This is a genomic window from Stenotrophomonas nematodicola, from assembly GCF_009467805.1.
Classification (GTDB): Bacteria; Pseudomonadota; Gammaproteobacteria; order Xanthomonadales; family Xanthomonadaceae; genus Stenotrophomonas; species Stenotrophomonas nematodicola.
On the sequence record NZ_WIAY01000009.1, the window covers coordinates 81504 to 105930 of the forward strand.

The following is a 24427-nucleotide window of genomic DNA, read 5'->3' on the forward strand; positions in this document are numbered from 1 at the left end:
CCTCACAGGGCCAGGTCATTGCGCAGGATCGTGCCCAGGCCGAAGCACTCGCGGCGGCTCTGGTTGTGGCTCAACGGCTCGGCGCCGTTGGTGCGCTGCTTGTCGGTGAACCAGGTGGTGCCGGCAGCCTTCTGGCTGCTGCACTCCAGGAAGCCGTCCGAGCAGCTGTTCAACCAGTTCTGGGTGAACTCCAGCCCCACGTTCTGCGCGTAGCCTCCGCAGTAGCTGTTGCTGTCCCATACCGCCGACTCCACATCCGAGCCGACCACCGCGCGGAACGGCCTGGGCAGGGCCGGGCGCCCGGCCGTGCCGTACAGGTTCTGTGCGTTGTAGGTGGCCATGTGGCCCACCTGCTGCTGGCGGACCGCGTCGTTGGTGTACCCGAGCAGCCAGCCCACCGAGGTTTCAAAGGTGTTGCCGTTGAGGACCGCATCGGCCAGCGGCGTGCCCGCCGAGGAGGGCGCCAGCGCGGTGACCTTGCTGACCGTCTGGATGATCTTCGGATAGCGGCTGTCATAGGTGGGGTTGGACAGGATCCAGCGCACCACGTTGCCGCCGTTGGAATGGGTGATCACCACCAGCCTGGTGATGCCTTTGCCGTTGATGAAGGTGGTCAACTGCCCGGCCAGGCAGCCGGCGGCCTCGGGCTTCCACATGTACTGGGTGAAGTCGCAATTGATGACGGTGTAGTTGGCGCTGTTCGGCAATCCCAGCCGTACCGTGTCGATGATGCCGGGCTGCCAGTAGTCGGCTCGCGCATCGGTCTGCGCGCCCGTGCCGTGCACGAACGCCACCCCCACCACATCCGCTGCCTGCGCACCGCCGCACGCCAGCATCAGGCCCACGGCCAGGCCGACGCCCATCCTTCCTGCGTTGCTTCGCATCCGTTGTCTCCCATGTCAGGTGATCCCCCTGGTTCCAGCAGCGGTTCACTATCGAATGCAATGATCGACATTCGCATGACAAGTGGCCGTGCCTTCGGCGGAAGCTATGCCGTAAGCGCATCGAATTCCGTGCGCCAGTAGATGTTTCCTATCTTCTGAGCGGATTCGCCGATCGATCAGGGTGGTTTGTGCCGGGTTTGGCCGCATGACGGCCGGCGCTGCCAGCGGGCGGGCAAGCTGCGATCATGCGCGTCCGACTGTTTCCGAGACCTGCCGATGTCGTCGACCTTCACGCCCATCCCCGCCCTGCGCCCCCTGCTCGGCACCGCCCTGCTCGCAGCGCTGGCCGGCTGCGCGACGACGGCCGCCCCGCCAGCCACGCCCGTGGAAGCCTCGGTGACGACCAAGGCGGTGGGCTATCTGCCCGCCGATGCGGTGCCGGCCAGCCTGGCGCTGGTGCCTGCACCGCCGGCCGCCGGCTCGGCCGGTTTCGCCCTGGATGAGCAGGTCAGCCGCGAGGCACGGGCGCTGCGCGACAGCCCGCGCTTCGCGCAGGCCCACCGCGATGCCGAACTGGGCTTCCCGGCCGGCGCCAACCAGTTCTCCTGCGCCATCGACGTGGAGGTGGACGCGGTGAAGACGCCGGCGCTGTACCGTCTGCTGGAACGCAGCCGCATCGATGCCAGCGCGGCCACGCGCACCGCGAAGAAGCACTACCAGCGCCCACGGCCGTTCATGGTCAACAACGAACCCACCTGCAGTCCGGAAGACGAGCAGGACCTGCGCGGCAATGGCTCCTACCCGTCAGGCCACACCTCGATCGGCTGGGCCTGGGCGTTGATCCTGTCCGAAATCGCGCCGGACCGCGCCGACGCGATCCTGGCCCGTGGCCGCAACTACGGCGAAAGCCGGCTGGTATGCAACGTGCACTGGCAGAGCGACATCCTCGAAGGGCGTTTCATGGGCGCCGCCGCCGTGGCGCGCCTGCACGGCAACGCCGCGTTCAACAAGGACCTGATGGCCGCACGAAAGGAGATCGTCGCCGCGCGCAAGGCGGGCCTGCATTCCAGCCGCGACTGCGCGGCCGAGGAAGCGGTGCTGAAGGTACGGCCGGCAAGCGCGCTGTAGGAGACCTTGCGTGTAACCGCCGACCAACGGTCGGCGCTACGGAAGCGGGTGCCGACGCGTGGTCGGCACCCGCCCGGCCATCAGAACTTCGCGGTGAACTCCACGCCGAACGTACGCGGCTCGTTGAGGAAGCCGGTCAGGTTGTTGAAGTCGATCGCACCGACCACACGCACCTGGTCGGTCAGGTTGCGACCGTACACGGCAACGTCGTACTGGCCGTAATCCCAGTTGTAGCCCAGGCGCAGGCCGCCTTCCAGCGACGAACGGCTGCGGAACTCCGGGGACTCGTACAGGAAGAAGTTCACTTCGCTGCGGTAAGCCCAGTCGGTGTACACGTACAGCTCGCTGGCGTCAGTGATCGGGAAGCCCGCACGCAGGGTCAGGTTGTGGATCCACTTCGGCGCCTGCGGCAGCGGATTGCCGTTGACCAGCGCGTAGGTGCCGCCGTTGATCACGGTGGTCGGGTCGGTGATGGTGCAGCCGCCACCGCAGATCGCCACCGCCAGGTCGCGGTCCTTGATCTCGGTGTCGTTGTAGCTGCTGCCCAGGGTGAGCAGCACGTGGTCGGTCAGGTAGGCTTCGAAGTCCAGCTCGGCGCCCTGGCCGATGGTCCTGTCGGCGTTGAGCAGGGTGGCGGTGTTGTTGCTGCCGCCCACGGCGATCAACTGCTGGCCGTCCACGTTGTAGCGGAACACGTTGAAGCCCAGCCGGGCGCGACGGTCGAACAGGTCGGCCTTGATGCCGGCCTCGTAGGAGATCACCTTCTCCGAATCGGCCTGCGACACGCCGCCGAAGGCCAGGCGGCCCTGGATCGACGGGGCGCGGAAGCCCTTGGCCACGCGCGCGTAGGCATTGAGGTTGTCGGTGATCTGGTACACACCGCTCAGATCCCAGCTGACGTCGTCGACATCGCTCTTGGCGATGTACGGGCCGCTGACCGGCGTACCCCCCTGCACGGCCTGCAGCACGCTGGCGCTGAAGTCCTTCTTGTCCTGCGTGTAGCGCACGCCACCGCGCAGCTTGAAGCGCTCGGTCACGTCGACATCGCCGGAAGCGAACGCGGCCCACGCCTTGTTGCGCTGGGTCTGCACGGCATGGCCGGTCTGCGGATTGCCCGGAGTAAGCGAGTCGTAGTTGAAGCTGTCGATGGTGACGTCTTCATCGAAGTAGAACACGCCGGCCTGCCAGTCGAAGCGGCCCCACTCGTTGGATTCCACGCGGAATTCCTGCGTCCACTGACGATGGTGCGGCAGGCCGTCGGCCGACTCGGACGGGAACGGGATGAAGCCCGGGCCATAATTGCCCGCGCCCAGGAAGGCCGCGCCGTAGCCACCGTCGATGTCGCCGTGGTTGAGCGACTCGGCGGTCTCGTAACCGGTGATCGAGTGCAGCGTCACGCGGCCCAGGTTCCACTGCAGGCGCGCGCTGCCGCCCCAGGTTTCCAGGTCCGAGAAGTTCTCGCCGTCGGTGGACACGTCGTCGCGGTCGAAGTTCTCGACCAGCTGGTTGGTGCCCGGCTTGATGATGTTGGCGCGGAACAGGCGCGCGGTGCCGTTGAGCTTGCGCTTGTGCAGGTTGAACAGCGCTTCGACATCATCGCCTTCGTACAGGAACTGCACGCGCGCGGCGGCTTCGTCATAGCCTTCGAAGCCCTGCGCCGGCGCGTTCTGGCGGGTGTTGGTCACCCAGTCGTCGCGGCGCTGGTACAGCGCCGACACGCGCGCCGACCAGCGGTCGGTCAGCGGGCCGCCGTAGGCGCCCTGCGTGTTCCAGGTGTTGTAGCTGCCGTAGGCAACCTTGATGTAGCCATCGGCATCCTGCGACGGACGCGCCGAATCGAACTTCACCACGCCGGCGGGGGTATTGCGGCCGAACAGCGTGCCCTGCGGGCCGCGCAGCACTTCCACACCGGCCAGGTCGAACAGCGGGAAGCCCTTCAGCAGCGGGCTTTCCTGCACCACGTCGTCGTACACCAGCGAGACCGGCTGCGAAGCATTGAGATCGAAGTCGGTATTGCCCAGGCCGCGGATGTAGAAGCGCGGGAAGGCACGGCCGTAGGACGATTCAATGTTCAGGCTGGGCACGCGTGCCGACAGAAAGCGGATGTCGTCACCGGCCGAACCGAGCACGTCCAGCTTTTCCCCCTGGATGGCCGAGATCGAGACCGGCACGTCCTTGGCGTTTTCCACACGGCGCTGCGCCGTCACCTGCAGGGTATCGAGGGCGACCGGGTCCTTGGCGGCGGGCGCGTCCTGGGCTGCGGCCGTCAATGGCAGCAGGGCGGCGAGGGCGATGACGAGCGGGTGCACGGACGGAAACCGGCCGTGGGCAGTGCGGTTCGGGAACATGGCGTTTAGGCTGTGTTGGGAGGGGTGGTGGACCGGCGCTACCAGACAATTGTTGCAGTACAGCAACAGCGTCGCAAATTCCGGTCATTCATTACCAAGATCCGGCCACGCGGGTGTGAAGGCGCCGGGCGGACGTCGCCCGGATTTGGCAGGATGGCGGGGTTGCCGGCCAGCGGCCGGCGCTGCTCCCTTCCAGCCAGGTACATCGTCATGACCCAGTGGTACTTCCACAGCACCGCCCAGCCCGACCGCGTTGGACCGCTCGACGACGAGGCCGCCCGCCAGTACGCCCGCAGCAACCCGCGCGCGCTGGTCTGGTGCGAAGGCATGAGCGGCTGGATGGCGATCGGCGAGGTGCCCGAGCTGCTGGCCAGCACGGCCGTCCCGACCGGCGCGCCGCCGCCGCTGCCGGGAGCGGGTGGCCGCAGCCAGCGCGCCGACGATATCGAGTTCCGCATCGTCGGGCATGAAATGCAGTTCGTGGAGATCGAGCTGGACCCGGGCGAGAGCGCCATCGCCGAAGCCGGCGCGCTGATGTTCAAGGACGCCTCGGTCCAGATGGACACGGTGTTCGGCGACGGCTCGCACAGCGGCCAGGGCGGTGGCTTGATGGACAAGCTGATGTCGGCCGGCAAGCGCGTGCTGACCGGCGAAAGCCTGTTCGCCACGCTCTACACGCACACCGGCCAGGGCAAGGCCAAGGTTGCCTTCGCCGCGCCCTACCCCGGCACCGTGCTGCCCATGAAGCTGGACCAGCATGGCGGCCGTCTGGTCTGCCAGAAGGACAGCTTCCTGGCCGGCGCGCGCGGCGTGCAGATCGGCGTGCAGTTCCAGCGCAAGATCATGACCGGCCTGTTCGGCGGCGAGGGCTTCATCATGCAGAAGCTCGAGGGCGACGGCTGGGTGTTCATCCATGCCGGCGGTTGCGTGGTGGAGCGCGAGCTGGCAGCCGGCGAACGCCTGGACGTGGACACTGGCTGCGTGGTGGCCTACCACGCCAGCGTGGACATGGACGTGCGCCGCGTGGCCGGGATCAAGAGCATGGTGTTCGGCGGCGAAGGCGTGTTCCTGGCCACGCTGACCGGCCCCGGCAAGGTATGGCTGCAGTCGCTGCCGTTCTCGCGCCTGGCCGGTCGGATGTGGATGGCCGCGCCGCAGGCCGGTGGCCAGAGCCGCGGCGAAGGCTCGGTGCTGGGCGGGATCGGCCGCATCCTCGACGGCGACAACCGCTTCTGAGGCCGGTACGACCCGGTATGCTATCGCCCATTCACTTTACGCCGATGCCATGACCGCCTTCCGCCAGACCCGTCTCGTGCTGTCCGTTGCCCTGCTCGGCCTGCTGGCCGGGTGTGGCGGCGATCCCGTCCGCCCGACCCCGCCCCCGGCGGCGGTGCCGGTCGCACAGGCCAAGCCGGTGAAGATCGGCGTGGCACTCGGTGGCGGTGCGGCCAAGGGCTTTGCCCATATCGGCGTGATCAAGATGCTCGAAGCCAACGGTTTCGAGCCGGTGGTGGTATCGGGCACCAGCGCCGGCAGCGTGGTCGGTGCGTTGTATGCCAGCGGCATGGACGCCTTCCAGATGCAGTCCAAGGCGGTGGCCCTGGATGAAGCCAGCATCCGCGACGTGCGCCTGTTCTCCGGTGGTCTGGTGCAAGGCCAGAAGCTGCAGGACTACGTCAACGCGCAGGTCGACAACCGTCCCGCGGAGAAGCTGAAAAAGCCCTTCGCTGCGGTGGCCACCAATCTGGATACCGGCGAGCGCGCGGTGTTCGTGCGCGGCAACGTCGGCCAGGCCGTGCGCGCATCCAGCAGCATCCCCGGGGTGTTCGAACCGGTGAAGATCGGCAGAAACAGCTTCGTCGATGGCGGTGTGGTCAGTCCGGTGCCGGTGGACGCGGCACGCCAGCTTGGCGCGGACATCGTCATCGCCGTGGACATCTCCAGCAAGGCCAGCGGCAAGTCGCCGACCGGCATGCTCGGCATCGTCAACCAGTCCATTTCGATCATGGGCCAGCGTTTGGGCGAGCAGGAGCTGGCCCGTGCGGACATCATCATCCGCCCGAAGGTGCTGGATATCGGCGCGGCCGATTTCAGCCAGCGCAACAACGCGATCCTCGAAGGCGAGAAGGCCGCGATGGCGGTCATGCCGCAGATCCGCGCCAAGGTGCAGCAGCTGCAGCGCGCGCGCGCCGCAGCCCTGGCCCCGCCGCCCAAGCCGACGTGCGATGAACCTTCGCGCATGGGCAGGCTGATGGGCCGCAAGGAAAAGTGCGACGGCTGAGGCGCCGACCAACGGTCGGCTCTACCCGCTGGAACAAGGGCTCGCCCTTATTCCAGCTGCGAGAGCGGCAGCGCCCGGAAGTCCTTCACGGTACGCAGCACGAAGCTCGAATTCACGTCGGCCACGCCGGCCGCGTTGAGCAGCTTGTCGAGCAGGAAACTGGAGAAATGCTCCAGGTCGCGCACGTAGATGTGCAGCAGATAGTCCATGTCGCCGGTCAGTGCGTGGCAGGCCACCACTTCATCCCACTCCACCACGCTGTCGGCGAACACGCCGATGGCATGCTGGTCGTGCTTCTCCAGCTGCACGCGCACGAACGCCTGCAGGCCCAGGCCGATCCGGCGCGGCTCCAGGCGCGCACCGTAGCCGGCAATCACACCCTCGCTCTCCAGGCGCTGCACGCGGCGCAGGCAGGCAGACGGGGACAGGTTCACACGCGCCGCCAGTTCGGCGTTGGTGGCGCGGCCATGTTGCTGGATCTCCGCCAGGAGACGCAGATCCGTGCGGTCGAACTGGGCATCCCCGGACATTGCTGCTCCGCAACATTGAATGGACGCAATGATATTGCGCCAACCCGTCATATCTGTGCAACTTTGCAATCCTCTTGCGCGCACCCTGCCCTAGCATCGACAGATGACTTCGCAGGAGACCACCACGATGGACACCGCCACCGCCCCGCGCCGCGTCGAACACCAGCAGACCGACAAGGGATACGTGCCGGTCTATACCACCGCCATCGTGGAACAGCCCTGGGACAGCTACACCGCCGACGACCACGCCACCTGGAGCACGCTGTACCAGCGCCAGCGTGAGCTGCTGGAAGGCCGTGCCAGCCGGGAGTTCCTGCAGGCGCAGGACGAGATGGGCATGAGCGCGCACATGATCCCGCGCTTCGACCAGCTCAACGAGGTACTCGGCGCGGCCACCGGCTGGACCCTGGTCGGTGTGGAGGGGCTGCTGCCCGAACTGGACTTCTTCGACCACCTGGCCAACCGCCGCTTCCCGGTCACCTGGTGGATCCGCCGCCCCGACCAGATCGACTACATCGCCGAGCCGGACATGTTCCACGACCTGTTCGGGCACGTACCGCTGCTGATGAACCCGGTGTTCGCCGACTACATGGCGGCCTACGGGCGCGGCGGCGTCAAGGCGCACGCGATCGGCCCGGAAGCGCTGCAGCACCTCACCCGCCTGTACTGGTACACGGTGGAATTCGGCCTGATCAACACGCCCGAAGGGCTGCGCATCTACGGCGCCGGCATCGTCTCGTCCAAGGGCGAGTCGCTGTACTCGCTGGAATCGGACGCGCCCAACCGCATCGGTTTCGACCTGGAGCGGATCATGCGCACCCGCTACCGCATCGACACCTTCCAGAAGACCTACTTCGTCATCGACAGCTTCGAACAGCTGATGCAGGCCACGGCACCGGACTTCACCCCGATCTATGCCGCGCTGGAAGCGCAGCCGCATCTGCCGGCCGGTGACGTACAGGACGGCGACACGGTCTTCCATGCCGGCACCGGCGAAGGCTGGGCGGACGGCGGCGACGTATGAGCGCCGCGTAGAGCCGGGCTCTGCCCGGCTGCCCCGCACCGTAGAGCCGGGCTCTGCCCGGCTGCGCCGCACCGTAGAGCCAGGCTCTGCCCGGCTGAGCCGCACCGTAGAGCCGGGCTCTGCCCGGCTGCGCCGCGCTAGCGCGGATACGCCAGCAGTACCACCAGATCCTGCTCCCCACGCTGCTGCAGCGCATGCAGGCTGCCCACCCGGGTCAGCAACGCGTCGCCTGCTGCCACGTCGTACTGCCTGCCGTCCAGCACATAGCTGCCCTGCCCACTGACGATGTAATAGATCTCGTCCTTGTGCTGGGGGTGCAGGCCAATGCCGGCGCCCTTGTGCAGCACGCGCTTGCGCAGCACGAACGGCAGGTCCGTGTCGTCGGCAAAGAACGGGTAGGCGGTCGTGGGGCCGGCACCACCATGCGGGCCGGGCTGGGCGATGGCGATGTCTCGCTCGTGCACCACCCGCGAAGGCTTTCCCGGATCGGTGCCCTGCCCTGCGGGCTGGCTCACGTCGCAGTCGATGTCGCGCTTCAACGCAGGCGTCAGCTCCGGCTGCAACGCCACCCAGTCGCGCATCACCAGGCACGCCACTGCCGTCGCACCGGCCTGGCTGAAGTGCGTGCCGTCGGCCTTGTTCTGTTCGGGCACGAACATGAAGTACGGTTTTGCGCCCTGCTCGCCCAGCGCACGGATCCAGTGCGTGGAACGGGCGTTGAGGTCGATCAGCGCCACCTGTTCGCGCACGGCCAGCTGCTTCATCGCCTGGGTGTACAGCCCATGCGTATCCAGCAGCGACCCGAAGTCGTACAGCAGCCGCGCCACCGGGGTGATCAGCACCGGCGTGGCGCCCTTGTCGCGCGCCAGCTGCACGTAGCGCATCAGGTACTGCGGATACGCGCCGGCCGGATCGGTGTAGCGGGTGGGGTCTTCCACCTTCGCATCGTTGTGGCCGAACTGGATCAGCAGCACATCGCCGCGCTGCAGCTCGGCGGCGATCACCTCCAGGCGTTTCTCATCGATGAAACTGCGCGAGCTGCGGCCGCCCTTGGCGTGGTTGCGCACCTCCCACCCCGCCGGATCGAGATAGCTCTGCAGGGCCTGGCCCCAGCCGGCCTGTGGCGCGCGCTCCGGGCCGTACGCGGCGGCGGTGGAGTCACCGGCAATGAAGACGCGGTGCGGGGCGCACAGCGCGCTGGAGGCTGCGAGCAGCAGCGACAGGGACAGCAGCAAACGCAGCATGGTCATGCTCCTGGAGGGAGAGCGGCCGGCCATCGGCCGGCACTGCCGGGCAAAGGGAAAAACCCGGATGACAGATGGGCGCCCGAGGGCGCCCATCGTCTGCCCGCGTGGGCGCATCGTTCGAGCGTGGGGCTTACCGGGCCAGCCAGCCGCCGTCGACCGGCAGCACCGCACCGTTGACGTAGTCCGAGGCGCTGGAGGCCAGGAACACCGCCGTGCCCCCCAAGTCTTCCGGGGTGCCCCAGCGGCCGGCCGGGATGCGGTCGAGGATGGACTTGTTGCGGTCCTCGTCGGCCCGCAGCGCGGCGGTGTTGTCGGTGGCCATGTAGCCGGGCGCGATCGCGTTGACGTTGATGCCCTTGCCGGCCCATTCGTTGGCCAGCAGACGGGTGATGCCGGCGATGCCGCTCTTGCTGGCGGTGTACGACGGCACGCGGATGCCGCCCTGGAAGGACAGCATCGAGGCGATGTTGATGATCTTGCCGCGGCCCTGCGCGATGAAGTGCCGGCCAGCCGCCTGCGAGATGAAGAACGCGGACTTGATGTTGACGTTCATCACGTCGTCCCAGTCCTTCTCGCTGAAGTCCACGGCATCGGCGCGACGGATCAGGCCGGCGTTGTTGACCAGGATGTCCAGGCCACCCAGGCCCTCGACGGTTTCGCGGATGACGCGTTCGACCGGTTCGATGCTGATCAGGTTGGCTTCGATCGCCAGGCAGCGGCGGCCCAGCGCGGTGATTTTGGCGATGGTCTCGGTGGGCGGCGCGATGCCGGCCACGGCGACGTCGGCACCGGCCTGCGCCAATGCCACCGCGATGCCCTGCCCCAGGCCGGTATTGCCACCGGTGACCAGAGCGACCTTGCCTTCCAGACTGAACGGATTAGCCATTGCGTATGCGGTCCTTTTCAATGCGTAACAGGCGCCGCCCGCGCGCTGCGGGCGGCGCGCGAGGGGTCACTTGAGCTGGCAGATGTCCAGCACGTGCATGTCGGTGTAGTCCAGGTTTTCGCCGCCCATCGCCCAGATGAAGGCGTAGTTGCTGGTGCCGGCGCCCATGTGGATCGACCACGGCGGGGACACCACCGCTTCGTTGTTCTGGATGACGATATGGCGCTGCGCGTCCGGCTCGCCCATGAAGTGGTACACGCGGTCGTTCTGGCCCAGATCGAAGTAGAAATACACTTCGCTGCGGCGGTCGTGCAGATGCGGCGGCATCGTGTTCCAGACGCTGCCCGGCTTGAGCACGGTCAGGCCCAGCAGCAGCTGCGAGGACTGGCAGGTGGCCGGCACGATGTACTGGTAAATGGTGCGTTCGTTGCTGGTTTCCAGCGCACCGCGGTCCAGGGCCACCGCGTCCTTGATCGACAGCGCCTTGGTCTCGAAGCGCGCATGCGCCGGGGTCGAGGCCAGGTAGAACTGCGCCGGGTTGGCGGCATCGTCGGACGCGAACACCACCTCTTCGCTGCCCATCGCCACGTACAGGCCGTCCTTCGGCCCGAGGGTGTAGACGGTACCGTCCACGGTGACGGTGCCGCTGCCGCTGCCGACGTTGATCACGCCCAGCTCGCGGCGCTCCAGGAAGGCATGGCCGGCGGCCGAGGCCGGTTCGGTCTGCCGCGGCAGCGAGACCGGGCCGGTGACCGGGGCGGCACCGCCGAGCACGAAGCGCTCGTAGTGGGTGTACTTCAGCGTCACCGCATCGGCATTGAACAGGCCGTCGAGCAGGTACAGCTCGCGCAGGTCGTCGTTGCTGGCGCCCTTGATGGCGTCGGGATGGGTGGCGTAGTGGGTCTTGCAGTACATGGCGTCTCCAGAGCAGGGGTGGGCCGACGGGTCGGCCCCGGCGCGGTTTCCGATCATTCTAGCCAGATAGGAAACCGGTGTCATTTTGCGGTGCAAGGTGGGGTGGGCGGGCCGCCCCATGCACAGGTGGGAAAGGCGGTGCGATCGGCAACCGGTTGACCCGGCGTGTGGCGACGCGTTGATGATGACGACGCGTCGTTGCCATCGCGGCGCGGGTCAATCCTCCGGCGGTTGGCAGGAATCGCGGACGATCAGGTGCGGGCGCACGCTGGCAATCTGCAGCGCGGCCTGGCCATCGGGCTGGATCAGCATCGCCGCCGCCGTGCGCCCGGTGTCACGGGTGTGACGGCGCACCGAGGTCAGCGACGGCCACAGGCGCGAGGCCAGCGGGCTGTCGTCGTAGCCGATGATCGAGAGCTGGCGCGGGATGTTGATGCCCGCGCGCAGGGCGACCTTGTACACACCGGCCGCCATTTCATCGTTTCCGGTGAAGATCGCGGTCGGGCGCTGCTTGCCCAGCAGCAGCTTCTCGGCGGCAGCCACGCCCGATTCGAAGGTATAGCCGGCCTCCACGATGCGCGCCGGCGGCAGCTCGATGCCGCGCTGGGCGAGGGCATCGATGAAGCCGGCGGTGCGTTCGTGCGCCGAGCGGTAGGCGCTCGGGCCGGTGACCAGCGCGATGTCGCGATGGCCCAGCGACAGCAGGTAATCGGCCGCCTCGGCCGCACCGTCGCGGTCGTGGGTGACCACCATCTGCGAGGTGTCGTCCAGCGGCAGCGAGGCGATGCGGGTGAAGCGGCAGCCGATCTCGTCGAGCATGTCCACCAGCGCCTGGTCTTCCGACGCACGCGGCACCAGGATCACGCCGTGCAGCTTCTGCTGCTGCACGAAACGGCGCACGCCTTCGATATAGCCGGGGCTGCGCGAATCGCACGGGTGCACCACCAGCTCGAAACTGGAGCCGCGCAGCGCATCGAGCGCGCCGTACTGCATGTCCACGATGTACTGGGCGGTGGGGTTGTCGTACACCATGCCGATCAGGAAGGAGCGGCGGAACGCCAGCCCGCGGGCCAGCGGATCGGGGGCGTAGCCCACTTCACGCATCAGCGCCTCGACCTTCTCGCGCGTGTCCTTACGCACCAGCGGGGAGTTGTTGATGATGCGCGAGACGGTCTTCTTGGATACCCCGGACAGACGCGCGATGTCGTTGATCGTGGCGGCCTTGCCCTTGGTCAATCCGTGCGGGGACGGATCGGTTTTGCTGCGCAATGACATGTCGTTTCGAACCGGGGATGAGTCAGGGGATTCTAGCGGCCCTCTCAATCGAGGGCGCGGTAGCGGAAGTTGCGGAAGCGGACCTTGCCGTCGCCGGCGGCGTACAGCGCCGGTTTCAGGGCCAGGAACTTCCCGGCCACATTGTGATGGTAGCCGGAGACTTCCATCTGAACCGGGTACTTCTGCCAGGTTTTGCCGTCGGTGCTGGAGTGGATGGTGACGATATGGCGGTTGTTGGTCACCCGCAGCCACAGCCGGCCGCCGGTGGCGCTGGGGGCCAGGCGGGTGGGGCGCTCCTCGCCGTAGCGGTGCATGATGAACTTCTCGCCGTTGCTGCCCACGCCCACGTACAGGCGGTCGCTGTAGAAGAGCAGGGCGCCGCCGACCGCGCCGGGGGCGATCTCCATCTCCACCTCGAACTGGTAGGCCTTGTCACCGGCAATGGCGGTCAGCGGCGAGCTGTCGCGGGGCGTGTCGCCCTTGCCCTGCAGCAGCAGGCCCTCGCCACTGAAGTCCAAGCGGCGGTATTCATCCTGCGCCGGGTTGAAGAAGGACCACTGCGCGCCGAGCGCCGGGCCGGCGAAATCATCCGAGAGCGCCATGCCGTGCGCGCCCACCGAGGTCCCGGAGGGCTTGGCCAGCGGCTGGCCGAGGTCGCCGCCCTTGGCCACGAACCAGCCATCGTCGGTCCACTCGATCGGCTCCAGCAGCGCCTGGCGGCCCAGCGTCCAGTACCCGTTCTCGTAGCCGTGGTACATCATCCACCAGCGCCCGTCGGTGCCCTCGATCACGGTGGCATGGCCACGCGACCACCACGGCTCGGCGGCCGAGCGGGTGCGCATGATCGGGTTGTTTGGCGCATTCACCCACGGCCCGTGGATCGAGCGCGAGCGCGCGGTGATCACCATATGGCCGGTCGGCGGGCCGGCGGTGCCGCCCACGGCGGTGGTCATGTAGTACCAGCCATCGCGGAAATTGATCTTCGGCCCTTCCTGCGCGTAGGCCTCCACATCCCAGCTTTCCGGGTACTTCCAGCCGTCGTAGACGTGCTTGGGCGTACCGGCCACGCTGAGGCCGTCGTCGGCCAGTTGCACGTAGTCGCCGCCACTCAGGAACAGATAGCGTTTGCCGTCTTCACCCACGGCATGGCCCGGATCGATGTAGCCGCCCAGGCCGATGTCGATCGGCTCGCTCCACGGGCCCTTGATGCTGTCCGCCCAGACCACGAAGTTGCTGCGGTGCTCGCCGGTGCGGGCGGGGAAATAGATGTAGTAGCGGCTACCGTGCTTGACGATGTCCGGCGCCCAGATCGCCCCCACGTTCTTTGTGATGGCATGGCCCAGCGGCTGCCAGTTGACCAGGTCGCGCGAGTGCCAGATCGGCAACCCGGGATAGGCGTCGAAGGACGACAGCGTCAGGTAGTAGTCCTCGCCGTCCTTGAGCACCGACGGGTCGGGGCGGTCGCCGGCGAACACCGGGTTGAGGAACGTGCCGTTGCCCAGGTCGGCCTGACGCTGGTTCTCGATGCCGCGCGTCCAGGCGGTGGACGGCTCGGCGGCATGGCCGGCCCCGGCCAGCAGCAGGCAGGCGGTGGCGAAGCTCGCCAGGGTCTTGCGCAGATGCATCCGTTCTCTCCTGATGGTGGATCGTGGTCCGGCCGCGCTCAGCGCGTACCGGTCCGGGCAAGGCGCTGCTGCCAGCGCGGGTAGTCGGTGGCGATCAGCGCCTGTGGCCAGGTGCCGTACCAGTGGTAACCGGTGCGGCGCTCGCGCGGCACCTGGTCGAAGCGCGCCACGCGTTCCCCCTCGCGGTTGGCCAGCACCACGCTGCTGTCGCGCAGGTCGTGGAAGCGGCCCCACAGCGGCGGTGCGCCGGGATCGTCCACCAGGCGGCGGTCGATGGTGCTGCGGTGATGCTGGAACTGCTCTGGCGCGGCGTCGAACGTCTCCAGCCGCACGCCCTGCAGCGCGTGGGCCTGGAACCACGCCATCGCTCCGTCCACCGCCGCGATCACCTCCGGCGACGGGTCGGGAATGGACATGAGGTAGCGCACCACGCCCACGCTCTCATCGACAACCAGCGCCGGCAGTTCAAAGCGGCGTCCCTGCGCGGGCTGCAGCGTGGTCGGATCGTATTGCCCGGCCCAGAGCGTGAGTGCGTCGCCCTGGCGCACCTGCAGGCGCAGCACGCAGGCATCGCCCTGGTGCACGGCGCGGTCGACCCGGGCGCGCTGGTCGGCGCCGATGAAGGCGAAAACCGGGTCCTGCTGCACCCGCCTCAGCGTGGTCAGCACGCCGCTGGTGACATCGTCGGCGAAGGTGACGTGGCCGTGGTACGCGGTACGCGACGGCACCGAGTGCGGCCAGCCGCCGCACGCCGGTATCTGCTCGGCGAGGATGAAATCCAGCCCGCGGACGGCGGCCTGGCGATAGCGCGGATCGCCACTGCGATCGAAGGCCTGCGCCAGGTAGGCCACCTGCGTATGGATGTTGCGGTTGTCGAAGCTGCCGCCGGCGGTGGCCTGCGCGGCCACCACCTCGGCACGCGCGCGGTCGTCGAGGATCCGCTGCGGGTCCTGGTTGACCGCCCAGCCGCCCCCACGGTGCTGCAGCAGCACCAGGTTGTCGGCGATCTCCCGGTACTGGTCGGGGCGGTAGCGCGGGTAGTCCGTGCCGTGCCCGCTCTGCCAGTGGTTGATCGCGTCCTGGAAGGCGCGCAGCGGAATGTCCTGCGCCTGCGCCGCAGGCGCGGCGCAGGGCAGGGCGATCAGCAGCAGGGCGATCAGCAGCAGGGCGGCGGCGCGATGCATCGTCAGGCGCGCAGCAGGGCGGGCAGCCACAGCGACAGCTCCGGGAAGAAGGTGACGATCAGCAGCACGCCCAGCGCGGCGAACCAGAACGGCCAGATCGAGCGCATGCTCTCGCCGACGGTGATCTTGCCGATCGAGGTGCCGATGAACAGCACCGACCCCACCGGCGGCGTCACCAGCCCCAGCCCGCCGGTCAGCACCAGCACCAGGCCGAAGTGGATCGGATCGATGCCGTAGGCCTTGGCCACCGGCAGGAAGATCGGCGTGCAGATCAGGATCATCGGTGCCAGATCCATGAAGGTGCCCAGCAGCAGCAGCATCACCACGATCATCAGCAGCACCATGAACTTGCTGTGCGCGAAGGACTGCAGGAAGTCCACCGCTGCCGCCGGCACTTCCAGGTAGGCCAGCAGCCAGCCGAACACCGCCGCGGTGGCGATCACGAACAGGATCACGCCGGTGCTGCGGGCGGCATGGGTGACCGTGCCGAGGAACTCGCGCCAGTTGAGCTGGCGGTACAGCACCGTGGTGACCAGCAGCGCGTAGACCACGGCGATTGCCGCGCTCTCCACCGCAGTGAAGATGCCGGCGCGGATGCCGACGAAGATCAGCGCGACCAGGCCCAGGCCGGGCAGGGCGGAGAACAGCCGCAGGGCCACGGCACGCCAGCCGGGGAACACTTCCACGCCGTAGCCGCGACGCCGTGCGACCACGTAGCCGGTGACCATCAGGGCCAAGGTCATCAGCAGCGCCGGGGCGATGCCGGCGGCGAACAGATCGGCGATCGACAACCCGCCACCGGCCGCCGCCGAGAACAGGATGAGGTTGTGCGAGGGCGGCACCAGCAGTGCCACCAGCGCAGCGGTGATGCTCACGTTGACGGCGAAATCGCGGTCGTAACCGCGCTTGACCATCTGCGGAATCATCGTGCCGCCCACCGCCGAGACATCGGCGATGGCCGAGCCGGACACACCGCCGAAGAACAGCGAGGACAGGATCGACACCTGGCCCAGGCCACCGCGCAGGCGCCCGACCAGCGAGGAGGCCAGCGAGATCAGGCGCTCGGAGATGCCGCCGCGCATCATGATTTCACCGGCGAAGATGAACAGTGGAATGGCGATCAGCGAGGCCGACCCGGTGCCGGCGGAGATCTGCTGGACCAGCACCAGCGTGGGCAGGTCCAGGTACCACAGCGTTGCCAGCGCGGCCGCGGCCAGCGCATAGGCCACCGGCACACCGAGCAGCAGCAGCACCGCGAAGACGGTGAAAAGAATCGTAATACCCATGACTCAGCGGTCTCCTTCTGCGTCGGCAACCGGCGGTTGCGCGGCCTGCACCATCTGGTTGAGCGCGAACACCGCCATCAGCGCGCCGCCGATCGACAGCGGCAGGTAGTTGATGCTCTGTGGCAGGTTGGCGCCGGCGGTCTTGATGTCCAGCCCGTCAAGCAGCAGCACGGCTGCCCACCAGGCGATCACCGCGCCCAGCACCACCACCACCAGCGCGGCGAACATGTCCACCGCACGCCGCAGGCCAGGGCCCATGTGCGCGGCGAGCAGGAAGAAGCCGAAGTGACGGCGCGTGTGCACGCCGGTGGCCGCGCCCAGGCTCATGGCCGTGGCCAGCAGCAGCAGGGTCACCGGCTCGGTCCAGCTCGGCGAGTCGTTGATGACGTAGCGGGCGAACACCTGCCAGCCCTGCACCACCACCAGCCCGAGCAGGGCGGCAACGGCAATGTAGATGGCCACGTCGGCGATACGGTCCAGCGAGCGCTGCGGCGCCGAACGCAGGTCGGCCGGGGTTTCGGAAATCGGGTCGGACATCGCGGCAGGGCCTCAGGCGAAGTCGCGGATGCGACGGGTGAGGGCAGCCAGCTCCGGCTGCTGCAGGTACTTCTGCAGCAACGGGTCGGCGGCTTTGCGGAAGGCCGGCATGTCGACCTCGTTGAAGCGGATGCCGAAATCGGCAACGGCCTGGCGGGCCGTGTTTTCCGACGCGTCCCACTGTTCGCGCATCACCTGCACCGACTCGCGCGCGGTCTCGATCACCAGGGTACGGTCGGCCGGGCTCAGCGCATCGAAGCTCTGCCGCGACATCAGCAGCACGTCCGGCGCATACGAGTGGTCGCTCTTCGACCAGTAGTGCGCGGCCTCGAAATGGCGGCTGGAGTGGAAGCTGCGCATGTTGTTTTCCGCACCGTCGATCATGTGCGTTTCCATGCCCGAGAAGGTGTCGCCCAGCGACATCGGCGTCGGGTTGGCACCGAGCAGGCGCATCAGCTGGATGAAGATGTCCGAGGACGCCACGCGCAGCTTGAGGCCGTGCAGATCCTTCGGTTCCACGATGGGATGCTTGGTGTTGTAGAAGCAGCGCGCGCCGGAATCGTAGATCGCCAGACCGACCAGATCGCGGTGCTCGAAGCCCTGCAGCACCGTGTCGGCCACGCCGCCGTCGAGCGCGCGGCGCATGTGCGCCACCGACTCGAACACATACGGCAGGCACAGCCCCTGGGTGAGCGGGAAGGCGTTGTTGAGCGCGCCGGAATACACGCGGGTGATGTCGATGGCACCGAAACGGGCCATGTCGATCGCTTCGGATTCGCGGCCGAGCTGGCCGGAGTGGTACTGGCGCAGGCGCAGCCGGCCGCCGGTCTTTTCCTCGAGCGTCCTGCCGATCCACTTCACCGCGGTCACGGTCGGGTAGTCGGCTACGTGGACGTCGGTGGCGGTCAACAGCTGCGCACCGGCCGGTGCGGCATTGGACGACCGTGAGCAGGCCGTCAGCGCGGGCACGGCAAGCGCGCCCAGACCGGTGGCCATGAAACTTCTGCGAGTGAACATCTGCGCCCTCCCAAGCGTGCTCGCCATGTCCGCGCGGTTACCCGGCGGCGATGGCCTTGCAGGTAATGTCGCCGTAGCCGGCGAAACGGATCAATGCCTGTTGGCCCACGGCAATGTCATGGATGCCGGTGGCGTTGCCGCTGGCGATCAGGTCGCCGGCCTTGAGCGGGCGGCCGCGTTGGGCCGAGCGCGCCAGCGCGAACGCGTAGGCGGTGCGCAGGCCGCCTGGCAGCAGGGTCGCACCGCCGGTGCCGACCACCTCGCCCTCGATACGGGTTTCCGCCCGCAGGTCGGCGTCGTCCAGCGCGGTCCAGTCCGGGATCTCCGCGCCCAGCACCAGGCCGTTGTTGTTGCCGAAGTCGGACACCACTACGCGCGGGCCGAGTTTGTTGATGGTGGCGAGCGGGCTGCTGGCCACTTCCACGCCGATGAACAGCCGGGACGGCAGCGCTTCGGCTTCCTCGGGCGTCCAGTGCAGTTTGTCGGCCGGGGCGTCCTGCTCAAGCTGGATCACGAACTCGGCTTCGACCGCGCCAAAGCCGCCGACGAACACCGGAATGTCCACTGTTCCACCGGTAGCATTCCAGAGCCGACGCGAGAAAATCGGGCCCAGCAGCCGGTCGTCGCCGGACCCGTCGCGACGCTCGGCGGCGATGTAACCCACCTTCCAGCCCACCACGCGGTCATCCCAGAGATCGATGGCCAGGTCCTGCACACGGTAGGCCGTGAGCAGATCGTCGGGAATATCACCCGGAAAATCAGCCAATGCCTGCCCTTGCTGGCGGGCACTGACGAACGCGCGGGCGATCTCGCCCAACCCCTGGTCTGGCAGGTCCTGTTTGCCCTGGTCGTTGCTCAAGCGGGTCTCCCGATGATTTGTTGCACTGCCAATCGACAGCGCTTGGATGTGCTGTATATGGTAAACCGGTGTCATTGGCAATGTGCAGCGCGTCAGAATCGCGCCGGCAGTCACCATGACCGTTCCCTACCCCCTGCAGAAGGACGTTTGCGGATGCCACGCGCTGTAGTGATGCCGTTGCTGGCCGGCTGGTTGCTGATGGCCGGGCTGTGCTTTCCCCTCCACGCCGCCGGGCGCGCGGCCGGTACCGAGCCGGCCCCGGGCAGCCCGGACCGCCTCGCGCTGTGGCCGACCGGCCAGGTGCCCGGCGAGCAGGGTCCGCCGCGCGTGCCCAACGTGGTCGAGCGCAGCACCGATCCGGCGTTTCCCGACCGCTACATCGACAATGTCGATGCGCCCTACCTGGTCGTGTACCGGCCCGCACGCCCCAACGGCACCGGCCTGCTGGTCATTCCCGGCGGCGGCTACCAGCGCATCGTGCTGGACAAGGAAGGCACCGCACTGGTGCCGCCGTTCGTCGCGCAGGGCGGGGTCACGCTGTTCGTGCTGCGCTACCGGCTGCCGGCCGGGCGCAGCGATCGGCAGGCGGCGCTGGCCGACGCGCAGCGCGCGATGCGGGTGATCCGGGCCGGGGCAGCGCGCTGGCAGCTCGATCCGGCACGCCTCGGCGTCATGGGCTTTTCTGCCGGCGGCCATGTCGCCGCACGGCTGAGCACCGGCTTCGACGCGCCGGTCTATCCCCATCGCGATGCCATCGATGCGGTCAGCGCACGGCCCGATGTCGCACTGCTGATCTACCCGGTGATCGACATGGGTCCGCACGCGCACACCGGCTCACGGACACGTCTGCTCGGGCCGCACCCCGATGCCGCACTGGCCACCCGGTTCTCGATGCAGGAGCAGGTGCGCGCGGACACCCCGCCCACTTTCCTGGTGCACGCGCAGGACGACACCGTGGTGTCCGTGCACAACAGCCTGGTCTATTACCAGGCGCTGCTGCGCGCCGGCGTGTCCACCGAGATGCATCTGTTCCCGTCCGGCGGCCACGGCTTCGGCGTGCGCATTCCCGCCGGCTCCACCGTTGCGCAGTGGCCCGACCTGGCCCTGCGCTGGATATCTTCGCGCCCCCCGGAGCCCACGCGCCATGACTGAGTCCCCCACCGATCTGCACCGGCGCCGTTTCCTGCGCGACAGCGCGCGCTACGCACTGATGCTGGGCGCCACCAGTCTGCCGCTGCTGCCGGCCTTCGCCGGCGTGCCGGGCCCGCGCCACGATGCCGCACCGCTGGCACGGGTGCGCGGTGGCCGCCTGCGGGGGCAGCTGGAGCAGGGCGTGAACGTGTTCCGCGGCATTCCCTACGGCGCCGATACCGCATCCAGGCGTTTCCAGCCGGCGGTGCAGGAAGCGGCGTGGCGCGGCGTGCGCGACGCGCTCGCCTACGGCAATGCGGCGCCGCAGGGTGGCAGCGAAGGACCAGGCAGCGAAGACTGTCTGTTCCTCAACGTGTGGACACCGGCCCTGCGCGATGGCGGAAAGCGGCCGATCCTGTTCTACATCCACGGCGGGGCCTACAACAACGGCTCGGGCAGCGATCCGCTGTATGACGGCAGCGCGCTGTGCCGGCGGGGCGACGTGGTGGTGGTCACCGTCAACCACCGTCTCAACGTATTCGGCTACCTGTACCTGGCGCAGCTGGGCGATGCGCGCTTGGCCGCGTCGGGCAACGTCGGGCAGCTCGACCTGGTGCAGGCGCTGCAGTGGGTGCGCCAGCACGCGGCGGAGTTTGGTGGCGACGCAGACAACATCACCGTGTTCGGCCAGTCCGGCGGCGGCGCCAAGATCGCCACGCTGATGGCGATGCCGGCCGCGCGCGGGCTGTTCCAGCGCGCGTGGACCATGAGTGGCCAGCAGGTCACTGCGGCAGGCCCGCGCGCAGCCACCCAGCGCGCGCAGATCGCGATGGAGGCGGTGGGCGCGGCCGATACCGATGCGCTGCGCATGATGCCGATGGAGGCGCTGCTGGCCGCCACCCGCGTGCGCGATCCGTCGCGGGTGGAGAACAGCAGCCTCTATGTGGGGCCCGTACTGGACGGACACGTGCTGCCGGCGCATCCGTTCTGGCCGGACGCGCCGGCGCAGTCGGCCGGCATTCCGATGGTGATCGGCAACACGCACGATGAAACCCGCGCCTTCCTCGGCAACGACCCGGCCAACTTCGCGCTGACCTGGGAGACGTTGCCGGCCAAGCTGGAGAAGGAGCAGTACGTCGACCTGCTGCCGGCGGTGGTGATCGCCGAATACCGCCGCCTGTATCCGCACTACACGCCCTCGGACGTGTTCTTCGCCGCCACCACCGCCGGGCGCTCGTGGCGGGGTGCGGTGGAGGAGCTGGAGGCACGTGCGCGGCAGGGCGCGCCGACCTGGGCCTACCAGCTGGACTGGGGCTCACCGCTGGACGGCGGCAGGCTCGGCGCCTTCCACACGCTCGACATCCCGCTGGTGTTCGACAACACCGACCGGCCCGGCTCCCGCACCGGCGATGGCGAAGAGGCCACGCGCGTGGCGGCCACAATGAGCACGGCGCTGATCGCCTTTGCCCGCCACGGCGACCCCAACCATGCCGCGTTGCCGCAGTGGCAGACCTATTCGCTCGAGCGCCGCCAGACCATGCTGTTCGACGCCACCTCGCAGCAGGCCGACGATCCGCGCGGCGGCGAGCGCCGCCTCTACCAGCAGGTTCCCTTCATCCAACGAGGTACGTTCTGATGCGGCATGCATCCTGGCTGCTGGGCAGCCTGCTGTGGTTCACGACGGGCGCGGCCCACGCCGCCACCGATCCGGCGATCGGCGACCGCCCGGCCCCGACCCCGATCCGTGCCGGCAAGATCGTGCTCGTCGGCGATTCCACCACGGCGGTGCAGGGCGGCTGGGGGCCGGCGTTCTGCGCCCGCCATGTCACTTCGTTCCTGACCTGCACCAACCTGGCGCGCGGTGGCCGCAGCACCTACAACTACCGCGCCGAGGGCTCGTGGGCGCTGGCCGAGGCGGAAATGCGCACGCCGGGCTATGCGACCACCTGGGTGCTGGTGCAGTTCGGCCACAATGACCAGCCGGGCAAGCCGGGCCGCTCGACCGACCTGCAGCGCGAGTTCCCGGACAACCTGCGCCGCTACGTGCGCGAGATCCGCGCGGCAGGCGCACAGCCGGTGCTGCTGACGCCGTTGACCCGCCGGCAGTTCGCCCAGGGCGTGTTGATTGACGATCTGGCGCCGTGGGCCGACGTCGTGCGTGCGGTGGCACGCGAGCTGGACGTGCCGCTGGTCGACCTGCACGCGCGCAGCCGCGCGGTGGTGCAGGCGCTTGGCCCGGTCGGCGCGATGCCGCTGGCACAGGCCGCCCCCAGCGCGGCACAGGTCAGCGCCGCGCTGGGCGGCACCACTGTCGGCGCCGCGCCCGTCGCGGGTGCGCCGGCGGTGCAGAACAACGCCGTGGCCGAGCCGATGGGCCAGGCCAAGGTGGCCTTCGACTACACCCACCTCGGGCCGGACGGTGCGGCGGTGTTCGCCACGCTGGTCACCGCCGAACTGGCGCGCGAAGTGCCGGCGCTGCGCTCCATGCTGATTCCCTGATCGATAGGTGCGCTAAACCAAAATCGGCGAATTGATCGCTAGTTCGCGCAACGTAGCGCAATGGCCGTGATTTGGGTCAAACACGCCGTTGACGCGGATCGCCTAGACTGGGGATATGCAAGAGCATCTCAATCCGTTTCCGCCGTTTCATGGTCGTGATCGACTGATCGCGGCCATCGACCACGCGGTGCAGCACGACGATGCCCATCGGATCGCCGCCACCCTGCGTGGCGCGTTGCGTGATGCCATCGCCGACAGCCGCATCCAGTTGCCTGCGTGTGTACATCGCCCGATCGCCGACCACTACGCGCGGCGCGAGCTGTACCGCAGCAGTGCGCACGGCTACAGCATCGTGGCGATGAGCTGGGGGCCGGGCCAGGGCACGCCGCTGCACGACCACAGCGGTCTGTGGTGCGTGGAAGGCGTGTGGCTGGGGCAGCTGGAGATCACCCAGTACCAGCTGCTGGAACGCGAGGGCGAGCGCTTCCGGTTCCGCGCCGAGCCCGCGATCCTTGGCGACTGCGGCAGCGCCGGCAGCCTGATTCCGCCGCACGAGTACCACACCATCCGCAACACCAGCGACGACGAGCTGGCCATCTCGGTGCATGTCTACGAGGGCGAGATGACCCGCAGCGCGGTCTTCGAACCCGATGGCACGCAGGGCTGGTACCAGCGGCGGCTGCAGGTCATGGAAACCGACGCCGCCTAGGCGCACGCACCGCGCGCATTGCTGCCCTCGCAAAGCCGACTCTGGTCGCCCCTTTCGTAGAGCCGACCTCTGGTCGGCTTCGCGCAGCGCGCAGCAGTCCGATGCCGTAGCCAGGAGCAGCCGACCCACCGTCGATGCCTTCCACCGCGCGGCCAGGCGAGAATGACCCACCCCACGCGCAGGAGCGTCCCATGTCCATCCACCCCTTCTTGCAGATCAACGTCTTCAGTACCGACCCGCTGCTGGGCAACCCGTTGGCTGTGGTGCTGCAGGCCGATGGGCTGAGTGAGGCGCGCATGGCGGCCTTTGCGCGCTGGACCAACCTGAGCGAGACCACCTTCGTCTCGACGCCAACCGACCCACGCGCCGACTACCGGGTGCGCATCTTCACCACCCTGGGTGAACTGCCGTTCGCCGGGCATCCCACCCTGGGCAGCTGCCATGCGTGGCTGGCCAATGGCGGCGTGCCGCACGGGGGGGAGATCGTGCAGGAGTGCGGGATCGGGTTGGTGCGGATTCGCCGGGATGCGTCCGGGGTGGCGTTTGAAGCGCCCCCGTTGCGGCGCGAGGGGCCCCTGGAGCCCGCGCTGCACGCGCGCGTGCGGGCAGGACTGGGCGTTGCCGCCGATGACCTGATGGATGCGCAATGGGTCGACAACGGCCCTCCCTGGTTGGCGGTGCGTCTGCGCAGTCGTGCGGCAGTGCTGGCCGTGCGGCCCGACTACGTCGCGCTGGAGGGACTGATGGTGGGCGTGTTCGCGGCGTGCGATGCAAACGACGGTGTGGACGCGCAGTTCGAGTCGCGCGCCTTCATTGCCGGTGAGGCCGCGCCGGAGGACCCGGTGACCGGCAGCCTCAATGCGGGGATTGCACGGTGGCTGCTGCGGGAAGGCAGCTCGCCCGACCGGTATGTGATCAGCCAGGGCACGGTACTGGGCCGGGCCGGGCGGGTACAGGTGGAGCGGGTGGGGGAAACCGTATGGATCGGCGGTGCGTGCGTGACCTGCATTGAAGGGTCGGTGACGTTGTAGGCGGCATGGGGTTGAGACCATGCCGCTCGCG

At 68.3% G+C, this 24427-nt stretch carries 22 protein-coding genes; 9 read left to right on the forward strand and 13 right to left on the reverse strand.

Annotation, left to right across the window (positions count from 1 at the left end; all coding sequences use genetic code 11):
• Positions 1 to 2 precede the first annotated feature (2 nt).
• The gene (locus GDJ08_RS18820; RefSeq protein WP_136005725.1) at positions 3 to 884 is read right to left on the reverse strand and encodes a lipase family protein; all 882 of its coding nucleotides are present in this window, start codon (positions 882 to 884) and stop codon (positions 3 to 5) included.
• A gap of 276 nt (positions 885 to 1160) precedes the next feature.
• Between GDJ08_RS18820 and GDJ08_RS18825 the strand changes: the two genes are divergently transcribed.
• Positions 1161 to 2012, forward strand: coding sequence for an acid phosphatase (locus GDJ08_RS18825; RefSeq protein ID WP_153165477.1), 852 nt, complete (start codon positions 1161 to 1163; stop codon positions 2010 to 2012).
• Positions 2013 to 2092: 80 nt separating this feature from the next.
• Here GDJ08_RS18825 and GDJ08_RS18830 read toward each other — a convergent pair whose 3' ends face one another.
• A complete protein-coding gene (locus GDJ08_RS18830; RefSeq protein WP_153165478.1) occupies positions 2093 to 4360 on the reverse strand; it encodes a TonB-dependent receptor in 2268 nt (755 codons plus the stop codon).
• 210 nt (positions 4361 to 4570) lie between these two features.
• Between GDJ08_RS18830 and GDJ08_RS18835 the strand changes: the two genes are divergently transcribed.
• Positions 4571 to 5596: a TIGR00266 family protein gene (locus GDJ08_RS18835; RefSeq protein ID WP_136005733.1), complete on the forward strand. Its 1026-nt coding sequence runs from the start codon at positions 4571 to 4573 to the stop codon at positions 5594 to 5596.
• A gap of 49 nt (positions 5597 to 5645) precedes the next feature.
• Positions 5646 to 6641: a patatin-like phospholipase family protein gene (locus GDJ08_RS18840; RefSeq protein WP_017355504.1), complete on the forward strand. Its 996-nt coding sequence runs from the start codon at positions 5646 to 5648 to the stop codon at positions 6639 to 6641.
• 47 nt (positions 6642 to 6688) lie between these two features.
• Here the strand turns inward: GDJ08_RS18840 and GDJ08_RS18845 are convergent, their stop codons facing one another.
• The gene (locus GDJ08_RS18845; protein WP_017355505.1) at positions 6689 to 7171 is read right to left on the reverse strand and encodes an Lrp/AsnC family transcriptional regulator; all 483 of its coding nucleotides are present in this window, start codon (positions 7169 to 7171) and stop codon (positions 6689 to 6691) included.
• 127 nt (positions 7172 to 7298) lie between these two features.
• Between GDJ08_RS18845 and phhA the strand changes: the two genes are divergently transcribed.
• Positions 7299 to 8195 carry a phenylalanine 4-monooxygenase gene (gene phhA, locus GDJ08_RS18850; RefSeq protein WP_026070682.1) on the forward strand — a complete coding sequence of 299 codons (897 nt, stop codon included), beginning with the start codon at positions 7299 to 7301 and terminating at the stop codon, positions 8193 to 8195.
• Between the two features lie 137 nt (positions 8196 to 8332).
• On the opposite strand, the gene GDJ08_RS18855 is transcribed toward phhA, so the two are convergent.
• The 10 genes from GDJ08_RS18855 to GDJ08_RS18900 all read right to left on the reverse strand — a co-directional run bounded on the left by GDJ08_RS18855 (position 8333) and on the right by GDJ08_RS18900 (position 19026).
• Complete coding sequence (locus GDJ08_RS18855) at positions 8333 to 9439, reverse strand: GDSL-type esterase/lipase family protein (protein WP_206147396.1); 1107 nt, start codon at positions 9437 to 9439, stop codon at positions 8333 to 8335.
• Positions 9440 to 9572: 133 nt separating this feature from the next.
• Positions 9573 to 10328 carry a 2-dehydro-3-deoxy-D-gluconate 5-dehydrogenase KduD gene (kduD, locus tag GDJ08_RS18860; protein WP_017355508.1) on the reverse strand — a complete coding sequence of 252 codons (756 nt, stop codon included), beginning with the start codon at positions 10326 to 10328 and terminating at the stop codon, positions 9573 to 9575.
• A 66-nt stretch (positions 10329 to 10394) separates the two neighbouring features.
• Entirely contained in the window at positions 10395 to 11243 is an 849-nt protein-coding gene (gene kduI / locus GDJ08_RS18865) for a 5-dehydro-4-deoxy-D-glucuronate isomerase (protein WP_017355509.1), read from the reverse strand.
• Between the two features lie 216 nt (positions 11244 to 11459).
• Positions 11460 to 12518 carry a LacI family DNA-binding transcriptional regulator gene (locus GDJ08_RS18870; RefSeq protein ID WP_017355510.1) on the reverse strand — a complete coding sequence of 353 codons (1059 nt, stop codon included), beginning with the start codon at positions 12516 to 12518 and terminating at the stop codon, positions 11460 to 11462.
• Between the two features lie 44 nt (positions 12519 to 12562).
• Positions 12563 to 14143: a family 43 glycosylhydrolase gene (locus tag GDJ08_RS18875; protein WP_153165479.1), complete on the reverse strand. Its 1581-nt coding sequence runs from the start codon at positions 14141 to 14143 to the stop codon at positions 12563 to 12565.
• A 38-nt stretch (positions 14144 to 14181) separates the two neighbouring features.
• Positions 14182 to 15357, reverse strand: coding sequence for a pectate lyase (gene pelA, locus GDJ08_RS18880; RefSeq protein ID WP_153165480.1), 1176 nt, complete (start codon positions 15355 to 15357; stop codon positions 14182 to 14184).
• Positions 15330 to 16613, reverse strand: a complete 1284-nt coding sequence (locus GDJ08_RS18885) for a TRAP transporter large permease (protein WP_153165481.1) — start codon at positions 16611 to 16613, stop codon at positions 15330 to 15332. Before GDJ08_RS18885 ends, pelA begins: the two co-directional genes overlap by 28 nt.
• Before the next feature lie 3 nt (positions 16614 to 16616).
• On the reverse strand, positions 16617 to 17150 hold the full coding sequence (locus GDJ08_RS18890; protein ID WP_153165482.1) for a TRAP transporter small permease: 534 nt from the start codon (positions 17148 to 17150) through the stop codon (positions 16617 to 16619).
• Positions 17151 to 17162: 12 nt separating this feature from the next.
• Positions 17163 to 18167, reverse strand: coding sequence for a TRAP transporter substrate-binding protein (locus GDJ08_RS18895; RefSeq protein ID WP_153165483.1), 1005 nt, complete (start codon positions 18165 to 18167; stop codon positions 17163 to 17165).
• Between the two features lie 37 nt (positions 18168 to 18204).
• A complete protein-coding gene (locus GDJ08_RS18900) occupies positions 18205 to 19026 on the reverse strand; it encodes a 2-keto-4-pentenoate hydratase (protein WP_206147398.1) in 822 nt (273 codons plus the stop codon).
• 198 nt (positions 19027 to 19224) lie between these two features.
• Between GDJ08_RS18900 and GDJ08_RS18905 the strand changes: the two genes are divergently transcribed.
• The 5 genes from GDJ08_RS18905 (at position 19225) to GDJ08_RS18925 (ending at position 24396) form a co-directional block, all read left to right on the forward strand.
• Positions 19225 to 20178 carry an alpha/beta hydrolase gene (locus GDJ08_RS18905; protein ID WP_153165503.1) on the forward strand — a complete coding sequence of 318 codons (954 nt, stop codon included), beginning with the start codon at positions 19225 to 19227 and terminating at the stop codon, positions 20176 to 20178.
• On the forward strand, positions 20171 to 21793 hold the full coding sequence (locus GDJ08_RS18910; RefSeq protein ID WP_153165484.1) for a carboxylesterase/lipase family protein: 1623 nt from the start codon (positions 20171 to 20173) through the stop codon (positions 21791 to 21793). The genes GDJ08_RS18905 and GDJ08_RS18910 overlap by 8 nt, the downstream gene beginning before the upstream one ends.
• Positions 21793 to 22656 (forward strand): rhamnogalacturonan acetylesterase, encoded by an 864-nt coding sequence (locus GDJ08_RS18915; protein ID WP_153165485.1) that lies wholly within the window; start codon positions 21793 to 21795, stop codon positions 22654 to 22656. Before GDJ08_RS18910 ends, GDJ08_RS18915 begins: the two co-directional genes overlap by 1 nt.
• Positions 22657 to 22771: 115 nt before the next feature.
• The gene (locus GDJ08_RS18920) at positions 22772 to 23365 is read left to right on the forward strand and encodes a cysteine dioxygenase family protein (RefSeq protein WP_136005747.1); all 594 of its coding nucleotides are present in this window, start codon (positions 22772 to 22774) and stop codon (positions 23363 to 23365) included.
• 191 nt (positions 23366 to 23556) lie between these two features.
• Positions 23557 to 24396, forward strand: coding sequence for a PhzF family phenazine biosynthesis protein (locus GDJ08_RS18925; RefSeq protein WP_153165486.1), 840 nt, complete (start codon positions 23557 to 23559; stop codon positions 24394 to 24396).
• Positions 24397 to 24427 lie beyond the last annotated feature (31 nt).